Origin of the sequence: Cupriavidus malaysiensis, from assembly GCF_001854325.1 — a bacterium.
Lineage (GTDB): Bacteria > Pseudomonadota > Gammaproteobacteria > Burkholderiales > Burkholderiaceae > Cupriavidus > Cupriavidus malaysiensis.
The window spans coordinates 1,227,130-1,245,372 of sequence record NZ_CP017755.1 but is presented as its reverse complement, the minus strand read 5'-3'; the positions used below and the strand labels follow the sequence as shown (position 1 = coordinate 1,245,372).

Here is an 18,243-nt window from a genome sequence, read left to right as displayed (position 1 = left end):
ATGCTCGACTTCCCCACCTACCAGCAATTGCTCGCCCTCTACGCCGACTACGCCGCCGCGCTCGACAACGGCGACTGGGACCAGTGGCCGGAGTTCTTCACCGAGGACTGCGTCTACCGGGTCCAGCCGCGCGAGAACCACGAGCGCGGCCTGCCGCTGGCCACCCTCGCCTTCGAGAGCAAGGGCATGCTCAAGGACCGGGTCTACGGCGCCACCGAGACCATCTTCCATGACCCCTACTACCAGCGCCATGTGGTCGGCGTGCCGCGCATCCTCGCCGACGACGGCGAGCGCATCCGCGCCGAGGCCAATTACGCGGTGTTCCGCACCAAGCCGGACGCGCTGACCACCGTGTTCAACGTGGGACGCTATCTCGACACCATCGTGCGCACCGGGGCCGGCCTGAAGTTCGCGGCGCGCCTGTGCGTGTTCGACAGCGAGCTGATCCCCAACTCGCTGATCTACCCGATCTGAAGCCGCCGCGCCGGGACGCGTGGCGGCCGCAAGCGCGCCGTCCCGCCCCGGACCGCCCCGCACCGGATTGCCACCCACCATCCATCACCCACCGCACCCGCGGAAATCGCCATGACTACGACAACCCAATGGACCAGGCTGATCGAACTCGCCGCCGTGCCCGCCGACGATGTCGTCGCGGTGCAGGCCGGCGGCCGCGAACTGGCCGTCTACGGCGTGGACGGCGCCGTCTACGTCACCGACAACCTGTGCACGCACGGCAACGCCAGGCTGTGCGACGGCTTCCTCGAAGGCCACGAGATCGAATGCCCGCTGCACCAGGGACGCTTCGACGTGCGCAGCGGCAAGGCCATGTGCGCGCCGCTCAGCGAGGACCTGCGCACCTTCCCCATCCGTATCGAGGACGGCAGCGTGTTCGTGGCGCTGGAAGGCCGGGCCTAGACGGGCGGCCGCCCCGACTTCACTGCGCCGTGATACGCGTTGCAGATCGCCGGCCGCCGCGGGCGGCGGGCCGGCGCGGCGCTACAGGGTGCCATCGCGCAGCATGTCGCGCAGGCGGAACTTCTGGATCTTCCCCGCGGGCGTGGCCGGCATCGCCTCGCACAGCACCAGCCGCTCCGGGATGTACTGGATGGCCACCTTCTGCGCCTTGAGGAAATCCACCATCCCGGCGAAGTCGAGCCGGCAGCCGGCCTTCGGCACCACCACGGCGCAGGCGCGCTCGCCCAGGCGCTCGTCGGCATAGCCGACGATGGCGACCTGCGCGACCGCCTCGTGCCGGTACAACAGGGCCTCGATCTCGAACACCGGGATGTTCTCGCCGCCACGGATGATCACGTCCTTGCTGCGCCCGCTGATGCGCAGGTAGCCCTCGGCATCCAGGCGGGCGAGGTCGCCGGTGTCGAACCAGCCGTCGGCATCGGTGGCGTTCCACTGCGGCCGCTTGAGGTAGCCGCCGAAGTTCGAGCAGGCGCGCACCAGCAGCCGGCCCGCCTCGCCGGGCGGCAGGCGCTCGCCGGCGGCGTCGACCACCGCCACTTCCACCCCGGGCAGCGGGCAGCCATCGGTGGTCGAGGCCCGCACGTCGTCGTCCTCGGGACGGGTCAGCGTGACGGCGCCGTTCTCGCTCATGCCCCAGGCCGAGACGATCTTCGCGCCCAGCGCCCGGCGCGCCTGCTCCACCAGCGGGCCGGGAATGGGCGCGCCGGCGCACAGGAAGGTGCGCAGGCTGGGCAGGCCCTTGGCGCCTTCATCGCCTTCATCGCCTTCACCGCCTTCACTGCCCCCCTCGCGCACGGTGCGGGTCAGGTCGGTCAGGAAAGGCGTCGACGCCATGGTGAAGGTGATGCCATGCGCGCGGATCAGCGCCGCCGCCCGGACCGGGTCCCAGATGTCCTGCAGCACCACGCCGGCCTGCAGCAGGATCGGCATCATCAGCCCGTACATGAAGCCGGTCTGGTGCGCCATCGGCGAGGCCATCAGGATCACGTCGTCGCGGCCGAGATGCAGCCGCTGCGCATAGGCCGCGATGTTCGAGAACAGGGTATTGGCCGAGTGCATCACCCCCTTCGGCTCGCCGGTGGTGCCCGAGGTGTAGATGAGCTGGGTGATGTCGTCCGGGCCGGGCCGGCCGGCGGCGAGGATAGCGGCCGCGTCGGGCTCGCGCTCCCAGGCGGGCGCCGCCAGCAGCGCATCGAAGCTGTCGGCGCCCTCCCCATCCACCACCACGAGCCGGCGCAGCGCCGGCAGCTCCGGCAGCAGGGCGCGCGCCATGGCTTCATGGTCGAAGCCGCGGAAGCGGCGCGGCACCACCAGCACCTTGGCCTCGCCATGGCGCAGCATGAAGGACAGCTCGCGTTGGCGGAAGATCGGCATCAGCGGGTTGAGCACGGCGCCGAGGCGCGAGCAGGCCAGGTAGAGCAGCGTGAAGTGCCAGCCGTTGGGCAGCTGCATGGCCACCACGTCGTTGCGGCCCACGCCCAGCCGTGCCAGGCCCACGGCGATGCGGTCGGCCAGGGCCGCCAGCTCGCGGTAGGTGAAGGCGCGCGTCTCGCCGCGGTCGAGGCTGACCGCGCACAGCGCGCGCTGGTCCGGGCAGTCGCGCACGCAGGCGTCGAGCGCGTCGTTGATGGTGCGGTCGAGCCACTCCCCCCGGGCAATGCTCGCGGCACGGCGCGGCGGCAGCAGGACGGCATCGAATTCCATGTGTTGTCTCCCTTCTTGTGTGGTGGCTTGGTGGCGCGTGTCGGCGGGTGGCGGGATGACGTGGTCAGGCCGCGCCAGGCCGCGCGGGAACGCGCGCCGGCTCAGGCCGGCACCGCGGCGCGGCCGGCGCGGTCGCGGGCGATGATGGTCTTCATGATCTGCGCGGTGCCGTCGCCGATCTGGAAGCCCAGCACATCGCGCAGGCGCTGCTCCATCAGGCCGCGGTCATAGCCGCCATGCCCGTGCATCAGCAGGCACTGGTGGACCACGTCGTAGGCCAGCTTCGGGGCCCACCACTTGCACATGGCGGCCTCCGCGCTGTGCGGCGCGCCGTTGTCCTTCAGCCACAGCGCCTGCAGGCACAGCAGGCGTGCCGCCACCACCTGGGTGTCGAAATCGGCCAGCGGATGCGAAACGCCCTGGAAGGCCGACAGCGGCTTGCCGAACGCCTGCCGTTCGGCCACGTAGGCCCAGGTCTCCTCCAGCGCCACGCGCGCCACCGCCAGCACCTGCAGGCCGATCAGGGCGCGCGAGAAGTCGAAGCCCTGCATCACCTGCACGAAGCCTTTGTTCTCGTCACCGAGACGGTGGTCGAGCGGCACGCGCACGTTCTCGAAGAAGATCGAGCCGCGCCCGATGGCGCGCTGGCCGTGGCAGTCGAAGCGGCTGGTCGTGATGCCGGGCAGGTCCATCGGCACCAGCAGCGCGGTCACGCCGTGCGCCGCGGATTCGATGCTGCCGGTGCGGCCGAACACCACCGCCGCATCGGCCTGGTCGGCCGCCGAGATCGAGGTCTTCTCGCCGTTGATGACGTACTCGTCGCCGACGCGCTCGACCCGCAGCCGCAGGTTGGCGGCATCGGAGCCGCCGCGCGGTTCGGTCAGCGCGATCGCCAGCAGCACTTCGCCGCGCGTGAGCCGCGTCAGCCAGGGGCGCACCACCTCCGGCCTGCCGTGGTGCGCCAGGATCTGCCCGTTGAGCGAAGCCAGCAGGTTGATATAGGACAGGCTCAGGTCGGCCCGGGCCACCTCCTCGTGGATCACGCCGGCGGCAAGGCAGCCCAGGCCCTGGCCGCCATACGCTTCCGGCAGTTCCGGGGCGATGAAACCCATCTCGCCCATCTCCCGCATCAGGGTACGGTCGAGTACGCGCGTGTCGTCGCGCTCCTGGTAGCCCGGCGCGATGCGCTCGGTGGCGAAACGCCGGGCGTGGTCGCCCAGCGTGACGAGGTCTTCATTGAGATAGGGGTTCATCGGCTTGTCTCCTGGGCAAGGCGGGGCACAAAGGAGCGGGCGCGCGGGGACGCGCCGCGCCGCATGGTGAGATCCGGGCAGCGGTCGCGCCGGCTCGGGCGCTGGTTCCGCTGCTTGTATCGGCGCCTGTATCGACGCCTACTTCGCGTACTTGCGGAACTCGGGCTTGCGCTTCTCCTTGAGCGCCGCCACGCCTTCGCGCGATTCCTCGGTGTCGTAGTACAGCTTCAGCGCGTACATGCCCATGCCGGCGATGCCGCTCTGGTGCGCGGTGTCCATATTGAAGCTGCGCTTGGCGATGGCCAGCGCGGTCGGGCTGCGCTCGCACAGCTCCTCGCCCCACTTCTGCACTTCGGCGTCGAGCTGCTCGTGCGGCACGCAGGCATTGGCGAGGCCCATCGCCACGGCTTCCTGTCCCGAATAGCGGCGGCACAGGTACCAGATCTCACGGGCCTTCTTCTCGCCGACCACCCGTGCGAGGAAGGCCGTGCCATAGCCGGGATCGACCGACCCCATCTTGGGCCCCACCTGGCCGAAGATCGCCTTCTCCGAACAGATGGTCAGGTCGCAGATCGTGCACAGCACATTGCCGCCGCCGATGGCGAAGCCCTGCACGCGCGCGATCACGGGCTTGGGCACGTTGCGGATGGCGTCGTGCAGCTCCTCCATCGGCAGGCCGATGGTGCCCCGGCCGTCGTAGTTGCCGTCGTGCGCCGACTGGTCGCCGCCGGTGCAGAAGGCGCGCTCGCCGGCGCCGGCCAGCACGATGGCGCCGACGCTCTTGTCATAGCCGGCCTTGTTCAGGGCCCGGATCAGTTCATCGCAGGTCTGGCCGCGGAAGGAGTTCATCTTCTCCGGCCGGTTGATGGTGATCCAGGCCACGCCGTTGCGGACCTCGTACAGGATGTCTTCGAAGGGAATGGTGCTCATGGTCGTCTCCTTGCCTGCGGTGGCTTCGGTTTGTGCTGGGTTACGCGCGGATGGCTTGCGGATGGAGTCGGGATGGCGTTGGGGGCGCGTGCGGCCCTCAGCCGTTCATGGTCAGGCCGCCGGACACGCTCAGGACCTGGCCGGTGACGAAGGCGGCATCGTCGCCGGCGAAGAACAGGATGGCGCCGGGCAGGTCGTCGGGCTGGCCGATGCGGCCCAGCGGGATCGAGCGCGCGAAGGCCGCCACCAGCTTGTCGGGGTCGCCCGCGCCCTCCTTGAACTCGGCGAACAGCGCGGTGTCGGTCGGGCCCGGGCAGACCACGTTGACGGTGATGCCGTGGCGCGCATGCTCGCGCGCCAGGGTCTTGGACAGGGACACCAGGCCGCCCTTGCAGGCTGCATACACGGCCTCGCCCGAGGAGCCCACGCGGGCGGCGTCGGAGGCGATGTTGACGATGCGGCCGGACCTGCGTTCCACCATGCCGGGCAGTACCGCGTGATGCATGTGCAGCGCGCCGACCAGGTTGATGGCGATCAGGCGCTCCCACTCGGCCGGCACGGTCTTGGTGAAGGGCTTGAACACGTCCCAGCCGGCGTTGTTGACCAGCACGTCGATGGGGCCCAGGCGCGAGGCGGTCGCCGCCACGGCGGCATCCACGCTGGCGCGGTCGGTGATGTCGCAGGCGAAGGCCTCGGCGCTGCCGCCGTCCATGCGGATCGCCGCCGCCACGCTCTCGGCGGTCTCGGCGTTGCGGTCGAACACTGCCACGCGCGCGCCCTCCCGGCCGAAGCGGCGGCAGGTGGCGCCGCCGATGCCTCCGCCACCGCCGGTAACCACTACCGTCTTGCCCTCGAATCGTTGCATGATGCCTCCTTGTGACTTGTCGGATTGCTGGATGTGATCCGGCCTGCGCGTCATCGCAGGTCGGTGAGATAAGCCATTAACGTAAATATGTTGACGTATATTAGGCATAGCCACGCCCGATTGCAAGTCGCTCGCCTTTGGAATTCCCATGGATAACCCTAATAAATTGACGCTAGACGCTAAGCTGACGCTGGCCAACAACCTGTTCTTCCGGCTCTACCAATGTGCAAATATGTTGCATAAAACCGGATCGCGTGCCGTCGAAGAGGAAGGACTGACCACCCAGCAGTGGGCGGTGCTCGGCGCGCTCTCGCGCGACAAGGCGAAGGCGGGCATGAGCATCGGCGACCTGGCGCGCTACCTGATGGTCAGCCGCCAGAACCTGTCCGGACTGATCAGCCGCATGGAGCGCGATGGCCATGTCGGCATCGCGCCGGACCCGGCCGACCGGCGCTCGCGCATCGTGACCATGACCGAGTCCGGGCGTCACGTCTGGCTGGTGCTGGCCCAGCCCAAGATCGCCGACTTCTACCGCGAACTGCTGGTGGGCTTCTCGACGGAGGACTTGACGCACGCCCTGCACTACCTGCTGAAGATCCTGGACAACATGAAGCGGATCGACGGCGAGACGGGAGCAGCCGAGACGGCGGAGGCCGATGCGGAGTAGGACCCACGTAGGCGAAGCGGGCGGGGCCGATGGCGCGGGCGGGCCATCCCGCCCTGGCTGACTTTCTGGCTGACTGAAGGCGGCATGCGCGCGCGTCCACGCACGGCAGCCGACGCGCGCAAAGCCGGGGGGAAACCCCGCCCGGCGCGAGAGAAACGGGCGGCGACCGACGAAGCCGCGCGGCGTGCCGGACTTTCCCGCCAGGTCCGGCTTGGCGCGTACGCGCCGTCCCCAGGACCGCTCCTGCCCCCGCAGGCATCTCCGTCCAACACCCGCTCCAGAGTTTCCGCGATGTCCATGCCCTTCCCTTCCCCTTCCGCCGCCACCGCCTTGCATCCGGCCGATGCAGGTGTTCGGCGGCAGCGGTCACTCGCTGCAGGGCACCCTGGGCGTGCGCTATGCGTTCTGACCCGGCACCAGGCTGAGCCCCCGCGCCGCCGGCTGCCGGCCATCGGCACCGGCGGCGCGCCAGGACGGGCGCGCGGCACACACAGCGTCTCTCGTGCGTGCCGCGAAGTCCGCCTGGCGAGTATGCAAGAAAAAAACGGTGCCCACGGGCACCGTTCCGAACGGAATCGCCGGCCTTGCCATGGCCGGCGTTCCACCTGCCGTCCATCGCATTGCAGCAGCGCCGGCCCTGCCGGCACGGCGTTCACCCCGGTGGCGCCCGGTGGCGCCCGGCACCGATCACGCCATCCTTCACTCCACCCGGCGTGCCGACAGCGCCTGCAGCAAGCGGCCGTCGGGACGCGCCAGGTCGTCGAGTACCGAAAAGTGCGTGCAATGCGGCAAGTGGATCAGTTCGACCGCTTCGCCGGCCGTGGCACAGGCTGCCGCATACTCGTCCGAATGACGCACGAGCTCGGGCAGCTCCGCGCCGCCGACCGCGACCACGGTCGGCGCGCCCTTGCCGACATGGCGCAGCGGGCTGTAGGCATCGACCTCCTGCGCCGACAGCCTCAGCTTGTCATCGAGCCACGACAGCGCGATCGGCTCCAGGTCGACCAGGGCGCTGATCGGCAGCGCGGCCGTCACGGCCGGATGCGCGCGGAACTGCGCCGTCAGGTGCCCGCCCGCCGAATGCCCGCTCAGCACGAGCGGGCGGCCAGCGGTGCCGAGACCATCGCGATCCGCCGCCAGGTGGTCGAGCAGGCGGCCGATCTCGCCGACGATCCGCGTCATCGATGCCTCGGGCGCGAGCGTGTACTCGACCAGGACCACGTTGAAGCCCCGCGCGAGCGGCCCGCCGGCGATAAAGGCGAAGTCCTCCTTGTCACAGTTCTGCCAGTAGCCACCATGGATGAAGACGAAGGTCGGCGCGTCGGGCTGGCCGCAGGCGATCCAGTCGTAGCGCTCGCGGGGACGATCGCCGTAGCGCAGGTCGCGCCGGCACGGCGCGGCCGCGTAGAGCGCCGCGCTGCGCGCCCGGAAGTCCGCCAGCACGGCGGGAAAGTCGGGGATGGCCTTGGTGTTGTCGTAGGCGGCGTCGAGAGCGGGGCGGTCCATGCCGCGATAGAGTGTGGTCGTCATGTTTGGATGCGTATCGTTGCTTGCAAGAAAAGAGCGTGCTGCCCGGCGCCCGAGCTTCAGGGCCTCAAAGCTTCAAAGCTCGGCGGCGCTATCCATGAGCAGGATCGGCTTCAGCGCCGTGCCGGCTTCGCTGTCCGCCGCGGCCCGGTTGATGTCGTTGAACGGGTAGAACGTTACCAGCTTGTCGAAGGCGAAGCGGCCTTGCAGATGCAGCTCCACCAGCTCGGGAATGAATCTGAGGGGTACGCTATCTCCCTCGCAGATGCCTTGAATGCGCTTGCCGGCGATCATCAGCTCGTTGAGGTCGAATCCCGCCTTGGTCCCTAGCGGGGAGGCGCCGACGACGCCGAGCACGCCCAGCGGCGCGAGCGCCGAGACGCCTTGCGCGAGGATCTCCGGCCGCCCGGTTGACTCGAGCGCGAAATCGACGCCGCCACCGGTGATGGCGCGAACGGCATCGACCCAGCCGGAGTCGCGGCTATTGAGCGCATGCGTCGCGCCGATCTCGCGTGCGAGCGCCAGGCGGCCGGGCACGATGTCGAGCGCGATGATGGTTGCGGCGCCGGCGAGCCGGGCGGCGAGCACCGCGGACATCCCGACCGCGCCAGCGCCAAGCACGAGAAAGCGGCTGCCCGGCGTCACTTTCAGTGAATGGATGACCGCGCCGGCGCCCGTCTGTATCCCGCAGCCGAGCGGCCCCAGCAATTGCAGCGGCGCATGCCTGGGCACCTTGATTGCGCTGCGTTCACGGCTCAGCGCGAACGTCGCGAACGAGGATTGGGAGAAGAAGTGGTCGTGGATCGGCGTCCCGTCCGGCGCCGTGATCGCGCCGCGCCCATCCTGCCCGCCACCGCCGAAATTCTGCGCGTAGAAGTCCGCGCAATACGACGTCCGTCCCGCTGCGCAGGTCAGGCAATGTCCGCAATGGCCGTAGCTGAGCACCACGTGATCGCCTGGCACCAGCGACCTGACCCCAGGGCCGACGGCTTCGACGACGCCCGCGCCTTCGTGCCCCAGCACGGCGGGCAGCGGCACCGGATAGTACTGGTCGCGGATGATCAGGTCGGTATGGCACATGCCCGCCGCGACGATACGTACCAGCACCTCGTCGTCCACCGGCGCGCGCAGGCGGGCCGGTTCCAGCAGGAATGGCGCACCCTTGGAACGGGTGACGGCGGCGACGATTTCGCGATAAGGGGGCGTGTTCATTGGCGTGTCTCCTCAGTGATCTGCGCGACCCTGAACCGGAGGAACGGGCCGCGTCTGTCGTTGGCGTCCTGTGTCACATCACAAACAAGCTAGGCGACGAACCACGGTTCGCCGATGCGGTTGCGGATCGTGATGGATTTCAGCTGCGAATAGAGCTTGAGGGTTTCGTGGCAATGCTCGACCCCGATCCCGCTCTCCTTGATGCCGCCGAACGGCACCCCGCTCGCGAGGTTGAAATACTGGTTGATCCACACCGAGCCCGCCTCCAGCGCATCGGCTGTCCGCATCGCCTGTTCGAGATCCGTGGTGTAGATTCCGGCGGCGAGCCCGTACGGCACGTCGTTCGCCTCCGCCAGCATGCGGTCGACATCGCTCCAGCGGATGATGCTCAGCACGGGGCCGAAGATCTCTTCCTGCGCGACACGCATGCTGTTGCGCACTTCCAGCAAGGTCGGCGCGATGAAGTAACCGGCATCGCAATCGGCCACCTGCACGCGCTCGCCGCCGAACAGCACCTTCGCGCCCTCTTCCCTGCCGATGCGGATGTAGTCAAGTACCCGCTCGCCCTGCTTCGCGGACACGAGGCAACTCAGGTGAACCGTCTCGTCGAGCGGAGCGCCGACCTTCATGCTTGCCGCGGCGGCCGCCAGCTTGTCGACGAAGGCGGCATAGATGTCGTCATGCACGAAGAGCCGCGTGCCGGCGAGGCACGACTGCCCGTTGCAGTACATCGCCGCGAACAGCGCGTCGTCGACGACCGCGTCGAGATTGCCCACGTCCGGGAACACGATGTTGGGACTCTTTCCGCCCAGCTCCAGCGATACCGGCACGAGTCGGTCGGCGCCGGCGCGGCCGATGATCCGCCCGACCTCCGGACTGCCGGTGAAGGCAAGTTTCGCCACGCCCGGATGCGAAGTCAGCGCGGCACCGACCTCGTCGCCAAACCCCGGCACGACATTGATCACGCCCGGCGGGAAAATGCTGCCGGCGATTTCCGCGAACGCCAGCGTCGACAGCGAGGCGTTCTCATCCGGCTTGAGCACCACGGTGTTGCCCGCCGCCACGGCCGGCGCCACCTTCAGGGCAACCATCAATGCCGGCACGTTCCAGGGAATGATCTGGCCGACGACGCCAATCGGCTCACGCTTCGCGATCAGGTAGCCGTCGGGAATCGGCCTTCCGTAGCCTTCATGCGTCAGAATCGCTCCGGCGAAATATCGGTATTGAGCAATGGCTTTTTCGTGATCGAGACGTGTTTCGGCGATACGCCGGCCGATATCCATCGCGTCGATCGTCGCGAGGCGCGGCAGCGCCTGCTCCAGTGCATCGGCCAGCCGGTTCAGCAGCGCGGCCCGCGTTTCGTAGCTCGTCGCCTTCCAGGCGGGAAATGCCCGTCGCGCGGCCTCGACCGCCGCGGCGACATCGGCGGCACCGCATCGCGCGATATCCGCCAGGTGTTCCCCCGTCGCAGGGTTGAGCGCGGCGAAGGTCGCGCCGCCCTGCCGCGCGAAGCCGCCGTTGATGTACGCCGTATAATTCCTGCCTATCGAAAGTTTCATGGCTGCGCACGCTCCGTCCAAGGTTCAACACGGCTCCATGATCGCCGGCGCGTTTCCGGGCAGCTATCGATTCCGTGCCACGGGCATCCGAAACGCGCCGTTTTTCATCGCACCGCCGCTGCCCGTGCCTGCTTCCGCCAGGAGGGACAAACGTGAACGACCTGCTCTCCCGCTCCGGCATGCCCCCACTGCCATTTGCACCGCTGCTGTCTGCCAGCGACATCCCTCCCGGCGCGCTGCTGTTCGAATCGGACGATCTGGAACACGCCCGCCGCGAGATCGGCAGGATCTACCGCCCCTATCGCTTCACCGCGGCGCGCCACCGCGCGAAGCCGGCCACCCTGTTCAACCTGGAGGGCGACAGCAGCGCGCTCTCGTGGTTCGCGTACGGGACGGAGATCACCATCCGGCCCGAGATCTTCGGCAGTTTCGTGCTCGTGCTCACCACGCTGGCCGGGCATGCGGACATCCGTAGCGGCGGGCTCGCGCACGCGGGTGGCCCCGGTTCGACCGTGCTGGTCGCCTCGAACGAACGCGCGCAATTCCACTACAGCGAAGACAACGTGCAGATGGGCGTGCGCATCGACACGCAGCGGATCGCCGAACTGTGGCGCCGCGTGTGTGGCCGCGAGCCGCCGGGCGCGCTGTCATCGTGCGCGCTGCTGGAAGCGCGGCGCCGTGAGCGCTGGCTTGCGTCGGTGCAGGCGCTCCGGCAGCTCCTGCATCCCGACACACCACCGGCGCTGAAGGCGATGCAGTTGCCGCTGGCGGAAGAGATGCTGATCATGAGCCTGTTCGGCGAACAGCTCGCCGAGGCGATGCCCGCGGGCGGCGGCATCGCGCCTGCCTGCGTGAAGCGCGCGGCCGCCTTCATCGACGAATGCGCCGGCCAGCCGCTGACGGTCTCGGCCATCGCGACCGCCGCGCGCTGCAGCGCGCGTACGCTGCAGCGCGCGTTTCACCAATGGCGCGGCATCGGCGTGATGCGCTACCTGAAGGAGGTCCGCCTGCAGCGCGCAAGGGCGGCGCTGCAGGCGCCGGATGATCCCGCTTCGGTCACGGAGATCGCGGCACGCTGGGGCTTCGGCCATCTCGGACAATTCGCCGCGGACTACCGGCAGGCATTCGGCGAACGGCCGTCGGACACGCGCGCGCGACGCTGAGTGCGCGGCGACAGAGCAAGACAGGGCAAAAAAAACGGTGCCCCCGGGCACCGTTGCGAACGGAGCCCCCGGCCTTGCGGGGGCCGGGACTCCACTTCCTGTGGCATCGTGTCGGCGTCAGCCCTGCTGGCGCTCCTTCAGCCTGGCCAGTGCGATGGCCAGCGCGGCGCTGCCCAGCGTCTTGACCAGGGTCGGATGCTCGGCATAGAAATGCCCCAGCCGCTCGACCACGCCCGGGTGCGCCTGCTCGGCATGGGCAGCAATGGCCTGCACCTGTTCCGGCGTGAGCTGGCCGGCCTGCTCGGCACTCACCTGCGTGGCACCCGGCGCCATCACGCTGCCCAGCGCGCCGCCGGCGGCCTGCGACAGCACGGCCGGCCCCACCAGGGCCAGCAGTTCATTGAGCATGCCGGCCTGCTGGGTGCCGTTGGACTGCCCGAACAACTGGCCGACCATCTCGGAGAATGGCGCGGTCTGGCCGGAGCGGAAGGCATCGGCCAGGCCCTGCCCCAGCGCACCGGGCGCCGCCTCGCGCGCTGCCTGCTCGAATGACTGGCCGCCGTCGACGCCGAGCGCGCCCGCGGCCTGCTGCAACAGATCTGTCCATCCCATCGTGTGTTCCTGGCTCAGTCTTTCTTGTTGAAGAGGTGATAGAGAACGAGCAGCAGCACCGCGCCGACCACCGCGCCGAGAAAGCCGGCCGACTGACCGGGCCGGTACCAGCGCAGCGCCTGCCCGATGAAGGTGGCGGCAAGCGCGCCGCCGATGCCCAGCGCGGCGGTGAGAAAGAAGCCGCTCGGGCCGCGCCCCGGCGTGATGGCCCGCGCGACAAGGCCGGCGATGAAGCCAATCAGGATGGTCCATATCAGGTGCATGGAAGAATCTCGCTAGCAAGGTCGGGCGTGCCGCCTGGCACGCCCCGGTCTATCGTGTCGCGCACTGCTTCACTGCTTCACTGCTTCATTGCTTCATTGCTTCGCGGCTTACTGGGCAGGCTTGGCCGGTGCGGCCGGCGTGGCTGCGGCCGGCGCCGGTGCCGGTGCCGCCGCCTTCGCCGGCGTCATCGGCTTGGCGTGCTTGGTGTGCTTGGTGTGGCTGGCGTGCGCCTTGTGGGCAGGCTTTGCCGTCTTCGTGGCGGTCTTGTCCGCTGTCGCGGGCGTGGCCGGTGCGGCGGCTGCCGCGGGCGCTGCGGGTGCGGCCGGCGCTGCGGGCGTGGCGGGTGCCTGCGCGAAAGCGCCGGCGGCGAACAGGCCAAGGCTCAGGGTGGTCAGGGTGGCGAGTGCTTTCTTCATGTCAGGCTCCAGGTTGTACGCGCTTGCTTGCGCGTTATCTGCCAGAACGGCCGGATTGCAGAGCGTGTTGACCCGGAACGCCCACATCGGTGTAACAGTTCGTATCGGCGGACTGGTCCATGCCGGGGTGAGCCGCGCGGCCGCTGACAATCGTTTGCAATCGATAAGGCCGGCGCTCAGTGGAAATCGCGGCTGCTGACCGCCAGCCGCCCGAGCAGCCCGCTCAGGTCCACCAGCTGCTCGGCCACCAGGTGGCGGACCTCGCCCTGGCGCTGCCAGGTCCCGCTGACGCCGAGCAGCCGGGCCCCCAGCACGGTCTTGCGCTCGCGCTCGATCAGGTCCGGCCACAGGATCACGTTGACGGCGCCGGTCTCGTCCTCGATGGAGGTGAAGATGGTGCCGCTGGCGGTGGCCGGCCGCTGGCGCACGGTGACGATGCCGCAGGCACGCACGCGGCGGCCGTCGGGGCAGTCGGCCAGCTCGCGCGCGGTGGCGAAGCGCATGGCCTGCAGGCGGCGGCGCAGCAGCGCCAGCGGATGGGCCTTGAGCGACAGGCCCAGGCTGGTGTAGTCGGCCGCCACCTCCTCGCCCAGGCGCGGCGCCGGCAGCGCCAGCGCCGACTCGGCCGGCGGCGCTTCGTAGAGCAGGTCGCGGTGGGCCGACTGCAGCGCGGCCGCGCGCGCCTGCCAGCGCGCCTGGCGGCGGTGGCCGGCGAGGCTGGCCAGTGCGTCGGCGGCGGCCAGCGCGTCGATGTCGTGGCGGTCCAGCGCGGCGCGCAGGGCCAGGTCCTCCACGCTGGCGAAGGGGCGCGCGGCGCGCGCCGCCTCGATGCGCGCGGCGGCCTCCTTGCGCATGCCCTTGACCCGCCCCAGGCCGAGCCGCACGTCCGGCGGCGGCGCGCCCTCCCGCCACGGCTGCCCGTCGCGCAGGACTAGCGTGCTGTCCCAGCAGCTCTCGCCGACGTCCACCGGCAGCACGCGCACGCCGTTGCGGCCGGCATCCTGCACCAGCTGCGACGGCGAATAGAAGCCCATCGGCTGGCTGTTGAGCAGCGCGCACAGGAAGGCCGCCGGATGGTGGCGCTTGATCCAGGCGCTGACATAGACCAGCTTGGCGAAGCTGGCCGCATGGCTCTCGGGGAAACCGTACTCGCCGAAGCCCTCGATCTGCTTGCAGATGCGCTGCGCGAACGCTTCGGGGTAGCCGTTCCGGACGAAGCCCGCGACCAGCTTGTCCTGGTGGCGCTTGAGGTCGCCCTTGCGCCGCCAGGCCGCCATCGAGCGGCGCAGCAGGTCGGCCTCGCCCGGCGTGAAATCGGCCGCATCGATGGCGAGCTGCATCACCTGCTCCTGGAAGATGGGCACGCCCAGCGTGCGCCCCAGCACCTTTTCGATGACCGCGTTGAGGTAGTGCGGCGGCTTGCCGTTACGGCGCGCCGCCTCGCGCTGCTTCAGGTAGGGATGGACCATGCCGCCCTGGATGGGGCCGGGGCGCACGATGGCCACCTCCACCACCAGGTCGTAGAAATTGCGCGGCCGCAGGCGCGGCAGCATGGTCTGCTGCGCGCGCGACTCGACCTGGAACACGCCGATGGTCTCGGCACGGCAGATCATGTCGTAGGTTGCCGTGTCCTCGCGCGGCAGCTCTTCCATGCGCCCGTGCGCGCCGCTGTAGTCCTGGATCATGGCCAGCGCGCGCCGGATCGCCGACAGCATGCCCAGCGCCAGCACGTCCACCTTGAGCAGGCCCAGCGACTCCAGGTCGTCCTTGTCCCACTGGATCACGCTGCGGTCCGGCATGGCGGCGTTCTCGATCGGCACCAGCCGCGACAGCCGGCCGCGCGCGATCACGAAGCCGCCCACGTGCTGCGACAGGTGGCGCGGGAAGCCGCGCAGCTGCCCGGCGAGTTCGGCCCACGACCGCACCGCCGGCGACCCGGGGTCGAGCCCGTGGCGCGCGATGCGCTCCAGGAAGGCCTGGTCGCCGTCCCACCAGGCCTGGCCCTTGACCACCTGCTCGACCACGCCGGCGTCGATGCCGAGCGCGCGCCCCACGTCGCGCAGCGCGCTGCGCGAGCGGTAGGTGATCAGCGAGGCGGCCAGCGCGGCACGGTCGCGGCCGTACTTGCTGTAGATGTACTGGATCACCTCCTCGCGCCGCTGGTGCTCGAAGTCGACGTCGATATCGGGCGGCTCGTCGCGCTCGGCCGAGAGGAAGCGGCCGAACAGCATCTGCGTCTGCTCGGGATGGACCTCGGTGATATAGAGGCAGTAGCAGACCAGCGAGTTGGCCGCCGAGCCGCGCCCCTGGCACAGGATGCCCAGGTGGCGCGCCTGGCGCACGATGTCATGCACGGTCAGGAAGAAATGCTCGTACTGCTTGGCCTCGATCAGCTTGAGCTCTTCCTCGAGCTGCTTCGCCCACGACTCCTGCATCCCCTCGGGAAAACGCTGCCGCCGGCCCTTGTCCACCTCCTCGCGCAGGTAATCGATGGCCGTCCGGCCCTCGGGCACCAGCTCCTCCGGGTACTCGTAGCGCAGGTCGCCCAGCGAGAAATGGCACAGCGAGGCGATATGCACCGTCTGCGCCAGCGCCTCCAGCGGGTAGAGGCGCCCGAGCCGCTGGCGCTGGCGCAGGCGCGCCTCGGCATTCGGCGCCAGCGCCAGGCCGCAGGCCGACAGCGGCTGGCGCAGGCGGATCGCGGTCAGCACGTCGGCCAGCGGCTTGCGCGAGCGCACGTGCATGGTGACCGCGCCGCTGGCCGCCAGCGGCAGCCCGCTGCGCGCGGCCGCCGCCAGCACCCGCTCGCGGTGCAGGTTGTCGGCATGGCCCTGGTGCAGTTCCAGCGCCATCCAGGCGCGCGCGCCGAACTGCGCGCGGCACCATTGCGCCTGCGCCAGCAGCCGTTCGGGGTCGGCGCAGTAGTCGGGCAGCAACAGCGCCAGGCAGCCGGGCATGCCGCGCAAACCGTGCTGCCAGTCCGCCGCCCCCTCCTCCGCCGCCCCCTCCGCCGCGCCTTCCACCGACGCGGCCAGGTCCTGCGGGTGCAGCCGGTAGCTGCCCTTGTCCGCGCGGCGGCGGCCCAGCGTGATCAGTTCGCACAGGTTGCCGAAGCCGGCGCGATCCGTCGCCAGCAGCACCAGGCGCAGCGCCGGCATACCGCCATCGTCCGGCGCGCCCGCAGGCGGGGTCAGCGTGAAGCGGCTGCCGATCAGCAACTGGAAGGCGGCCGCGCGCCCGGCCTCCGCCGCCTCGCCGGCTTCCGCCCGTTCCTGCTCGCGCCGGCGCAGGTCCTTGAGCGCCTGGTAGGCGCGCGCGGTGCCGGCCACCGAGCATTCGTCGGTCAGCGCCAGCCCGCGGTAGCCGAGCGCGAAGGCGCGTTCGAGCAGTTCGGCGGGATGGGAGGCGCCGGTCAGGAAGGTGAAATTGGAGAGGCAGTGCAGCTCGACGTAGTCGGGCAGCGCCACCACCGCGCCGGCGCCGGCGGCGATGCCGGGCCATGCAGGGGATGCGGGGCCGCCGGCCCCGCGCGCGCCGGCGGTCGTCATGCGAAGAGGCCGTGCAGGTACCAGTGCGCGGTGACGTCCGCGCCGTGGCCGAGGTACACGCAATAGACCCAGCAGCGCACGCCGTCGCTACGCTCGGCGATGTAGTAGTCGCGCGAGGCCAGCGCGCCGTCCCACCAGCCGGACTCGATGCGCTCGGGGCGGGTCAGCAGCCGCATCGGACCGCCATGGCAGGGCCGCTCCTGCCGCGCCGCCAGCGGCACCGGCTCGGCCAGCAGCCACAGCGGCCGCTCGGGCAGCGGGATGCCGGCCGGCAGCGCCGGCCCCGGCGCGTCCTCGTCCAGCGCGCACCAGCGGCTGGCGCGTTCGGGACGGTGGTCGGCCAGCGGCCGCGGCTGCAGCACGCCGTCGCGGCCCAGCCGCGCCACCAGCGTGTCGAGCACACGCCCCAGCGCGGCCGCCTCGGCGCCGGGCTCGGGGAACAGCGAGGCGCTGCGCGGCAGGCTCTCCTGCATCGCTTCCACCTTCAGACCCAGGCCGACCACCGGCGCACCGAAGCGCAACTGGCCCAGGCGCTCCTGCAGCAGCTTCGACAGGTGTTCGGGATCGCGGCTGGGCTGGGCCAGCGCCACCTCCACCGGCGTGCCCTGCGGCGCCTCGCCGGCGCGGTAGCGCTCGTGCTCCAGCACCAGCACGAAACGGGTCGCGCCCGCCTGCTGCCCGGCCAGCCAGCCGGCCATCGCCAGCAGCAGCCGCTGCGCGCCGGCCAGCACGCCCTCGGCACCTTCGATGCGGCCCGGCAGGTCCATGCGGCGGGCGAAGACCGGCGGCGCGACGAACCAGGGCAGGCTGTCCGGCGCCTCGCCATACGCCTGGTCCAGCCCCTCCAGCAGGCCCGGCCCAACGCGCCGCTTGAGCGCGGCGCGTGGCAGCGCGCGCACCTCGCCCACGGTGCGGCAGCCGATGCCGTCGAGCCAGGCGGGATCGGCCAGCCGGTACAGGGCCTCGACCGGCAGCCGGTCCAGCAGCCGCGCCATGCGGGCGGGACGCAGCGCGCGCCGCGGCGGCCGCACCACGGCGCCGTGCCGGCCGCGCCGCAGCGGCTGCGCGGCCAGCCAGGCCGCGCCCCGCGCGCTGCTGCCGCAGCCGAGCTGGGGCACCGCGCCCAGCCGCCGCACGCAGGCCCGCACCGCGCGGCACAGCGCGCGATGGCCGCCGAACAGGCGCAGGCTGGCGCTGACGTCGAGCATCAGGGTGGCGCCCTCGTCATCGCAGGCCACCTGCGGCGTGAAGCGCAGCAGCGCCAGCGCCGCCGCCGCCATCAGCTCGGCTTCGGCGGCCGGCTCGCGCTCGAGCTGCACGACCTCGGCCGACAGCGCCTGCACGCCGCCGCGCCGCATGCCGTAGCGCACGCCCAGCGCCATGGCCGCGGCGTTGGCCAGCACGACCCGCTCCTGCTCCAGCACGGCCACCGGCGCGGCCTGCTCCAGCAGGCCGGGCAAGGCCCGCACCTGCGCGCCGGGCCAGGCCGGCTGCAAGGCATCCAGGGGCAGGCGCGGCAGGTGCACCGCGATCCAGAACGGCATCGAC

The 18,243-nt window shown here is 70.5% G+C and carries 16 protein-coding genes; 4 read left to right on the top strand and 12 right to left on the bottom strand.

Annotation, left to right across the window (positions count from 1 at the left end; all coding sequences use genetic code 11):
• Together BKK80_RS25150 and BKK80_RS25145 are read left to right on the top strand one after the other, a co-directional pair.
• Window positions 1-474 (top strand): aromatic-ring-hydroxylating dioxygenase subunit beta, encoded by a 474-nt coding sequence (locus BKK80_RS25150; RefSeq protein ID WP_071021073.1) that lies wholly within the window; start codon window positions 1-3, stop codon window positions 472-474.
• Window positions 475-585: 111 nt separating this feature from the next.
• Window positions 586-915, top strand: a complete 330-nt coding sequence (locus BKK80_RS25145; protein WP_071021075.1) for a non-heme iron oxygenase ferredoxin subunit — start codon at window positions 586-588, stop codon at window positions 913-915.
• A gap of 81 nt (window positions 916-996) precedes the next feature.
• On the opposite strand, the gene aliA is transcribed toward BKK80_RS25145, so the two are convergent.
• The 4 genes from aliA to badH all read right to left on the bottom strand — a co-directional run bounded on the left by aliA (window position 997) and on the right by badH (window position 5,727).
• Entirely contained in the window at window positions 997-2,679 is a 1,683-nt protein-coding gene (aliA, locus tag BKK80_RS25140; protein WP_071071749.1) for a cyclohexanecarboxylate-CoA ligase, read from the bottom strand.
• Window positions 2,680-2,780: 101 nt separating this feature from the next.
• The gene (aliB, locus tag BKK80_RS25135) at window positions 2,781-3,932 is read right to left on the bottom strand and encodes a cyclohexanecarboxyl-CoA dehydrogenase (protein ID WP_071021081.1); all 1,152 of its coding nucleotides are present in this window, start codon (window positions 3,930-3,932) and stop codon (window positions 2,781-2,783) included.
• Window positions 3,933-4,070: 138 nt separating this feature from the next.
• The gene (badI, locus tag BKK80_RS25130) at window positions 4,071-4,853 is read right to left on the bottom strand and encodes a 2-ketocyclohexanecarboxyl-CoA hydrolase (RefSeq protein WP_071022734.1); all 783 of its coding nucleotides are present in this window, start codon (window positions 4,851-4,853) and stop codon (window positions 4,071-4,073) included.
• Between the two features lie 106 nt (window positions 4,854-4,959).
• Complete coding sequence (gene badH / locus BKK80_RS25125) at window positions 4,960-5,727, bottom strand: 2-hydroxycyclohexanecarboxyl-CoA dehydrogenase (RefSeq protein ID WP_071039735.1); 768 nt, start codon at window positions 5,725-5,727, stop codon at window positions 4,960-4,962.
• Window positions 5,728-5,875: 148 nt separating this feature from the next.
• Between badH and BKK80_RS25120 the strand changes: the two genes are divergently transcribed.
• Window positions 5,876-6,394, top strand: coding sequence for a MarR family winged helix-turn-helix transcriptional regulator (locus tag BKK80_RS25120; RefSeq protein ID WP_071071747.1), 519 nt, complete (start codon window positions 5,876-5,878; stop codon window positions 6,392-6,394).
• A gap of 699 nt (window positions 6,395-7,093) precedes the next feature.
• Here BKK80_RS25120 and BKK80_RS25115 read toward each other — a convergent pair.
• From BKK80_RS25115 to BKK80_RS25105, 3 genes are all read right to left on the bottom strand, one after another.
• The gene (locus BKK80_RS25115) at window positions 7,094-7,924 is read right to left on the bottom strand and encodes an alpha/beta hydrolase (protein WP_071071745.1); all 831 of its coding nucleotides are present in this window, start codon (window positions 7,922-7,924) and stop codon (window positions 7,094-7,096) included.
• Between the two features lie 72 nt (window positions 7,925-7,996).
• Window positions 7,997-9,133, bottom strand: coding sequence for an NAD(P)-dependent alcohol dehydrogenase (locus tag BKK80_RS25110; protein WP_071021092.1), 1,137 nt, complete (start codon window positions 9,131-9,133; stop codon window positions 7,997-7,999).
• A gap of 89 nt (window positions 9,134-9,222) precedes the next feature.
• Complete coding sequence (locus BKK80_RS25105; RefSeq protein ID WP_071071743.1) at window positions 9,223-10,692, bottom strand: aldehyde dehydrogenase family protein; 1,470 nt, start codon at window positions 10,690-10,692, stop codon at window positions 9,223-9,225.
• 152 nt (window positions 10,693-10,844) lie between these two features.
• Here BKK80_RS25105 and BKK80_RS25100 point away from each other — a divergent pair, with 152 nt between their 5' ends.
• Window positions 10,845-11,855 carry an AraC family transcriptional regulator gene (locus BKK80_RS25100; protein WP_071071741.1) on the top strand — a complete coding sequence of 337 codons (1,011 nt, stop codon included), beginning with the start codon at window positions 10,845-10,847 and terminating at the stop codon, window positions 11,853-11,855.
• A gap of 117 nt (window positions 11,856-11,972) precedes the next feature.
• Here BKK80_RS25100 and BKK80_RS25095 read toward each other — a convergent pair whose 3' ends face one another.
• From BKK80_RS25095 to BKK80_RS37240, 5 genes are all read right to left on the bottom strand, one after another.
• On the bottom strand, window positions 11,973-12,467 hold the full coding sequence (locus BKK80_RS25095; protein WP_071021100.1) for a hypothetical protein: 495 nt from the start codon (window positions 12,465-12,467) through the stop codon (window positions 11,973-11,975).
• A gap of 14 nt (window positions 12,468-12,481) precedes the next feature.
• A complete protein-coding gene (locus tag BKK80_RS25090) occupies window positions 12,482-12,730 on the bottom strand; it encodes a GlsB/YeaQ/YmgE family stress response membrane protein (protein ID WP_071021103.1) in 249 nt (82 codons plus the stop codon).
• Between the two features lie 108 nt (window positions 12,731-12,838).
• Window positions 12,839-13,147: a hypothetical protein gene (locus tag BKK80_RS25085; RefSeq protein ID WP_071071739.1), complete on the bottom strand. Its 309-nt coding sequence runs from the start codon at window positions 13,145-13,147 to the stop codon at window positions 12,839-12,841.
• Between the two features lie 176 nt (window positions 13,148-13,323).
• Window positions 13,324-16,695 (bottom strand): error-prone DNA polymerase, encoded by a 3,372-nt coding sequence (locus BKK80_RS25080; protein ID WP_084085355.1) that lies wholly within the window; start codon window positions 16,693-16,695, stop codon window positions 13,324-13,326.
• Window positions 16,692-18,239 carry a Y-family DNA polymerase gene (locus BKK80_RS37240; RefSeq protein ID WP_071073293.1) on the bottom strand — a complete coding sequence of 516 codons (1,548 nt, stop codon included), beginning with the start codon at window positions 18,237-18,239 and terminating at the stop codon, window positions 16,692-16,694. Before BKK80_RS37240 ends, BKK80_RS25080 begins: the two co-directional genes overlap by 4 nt.
• Window positions 18,240-18,243: the final 4 nt, after the last annotated feature.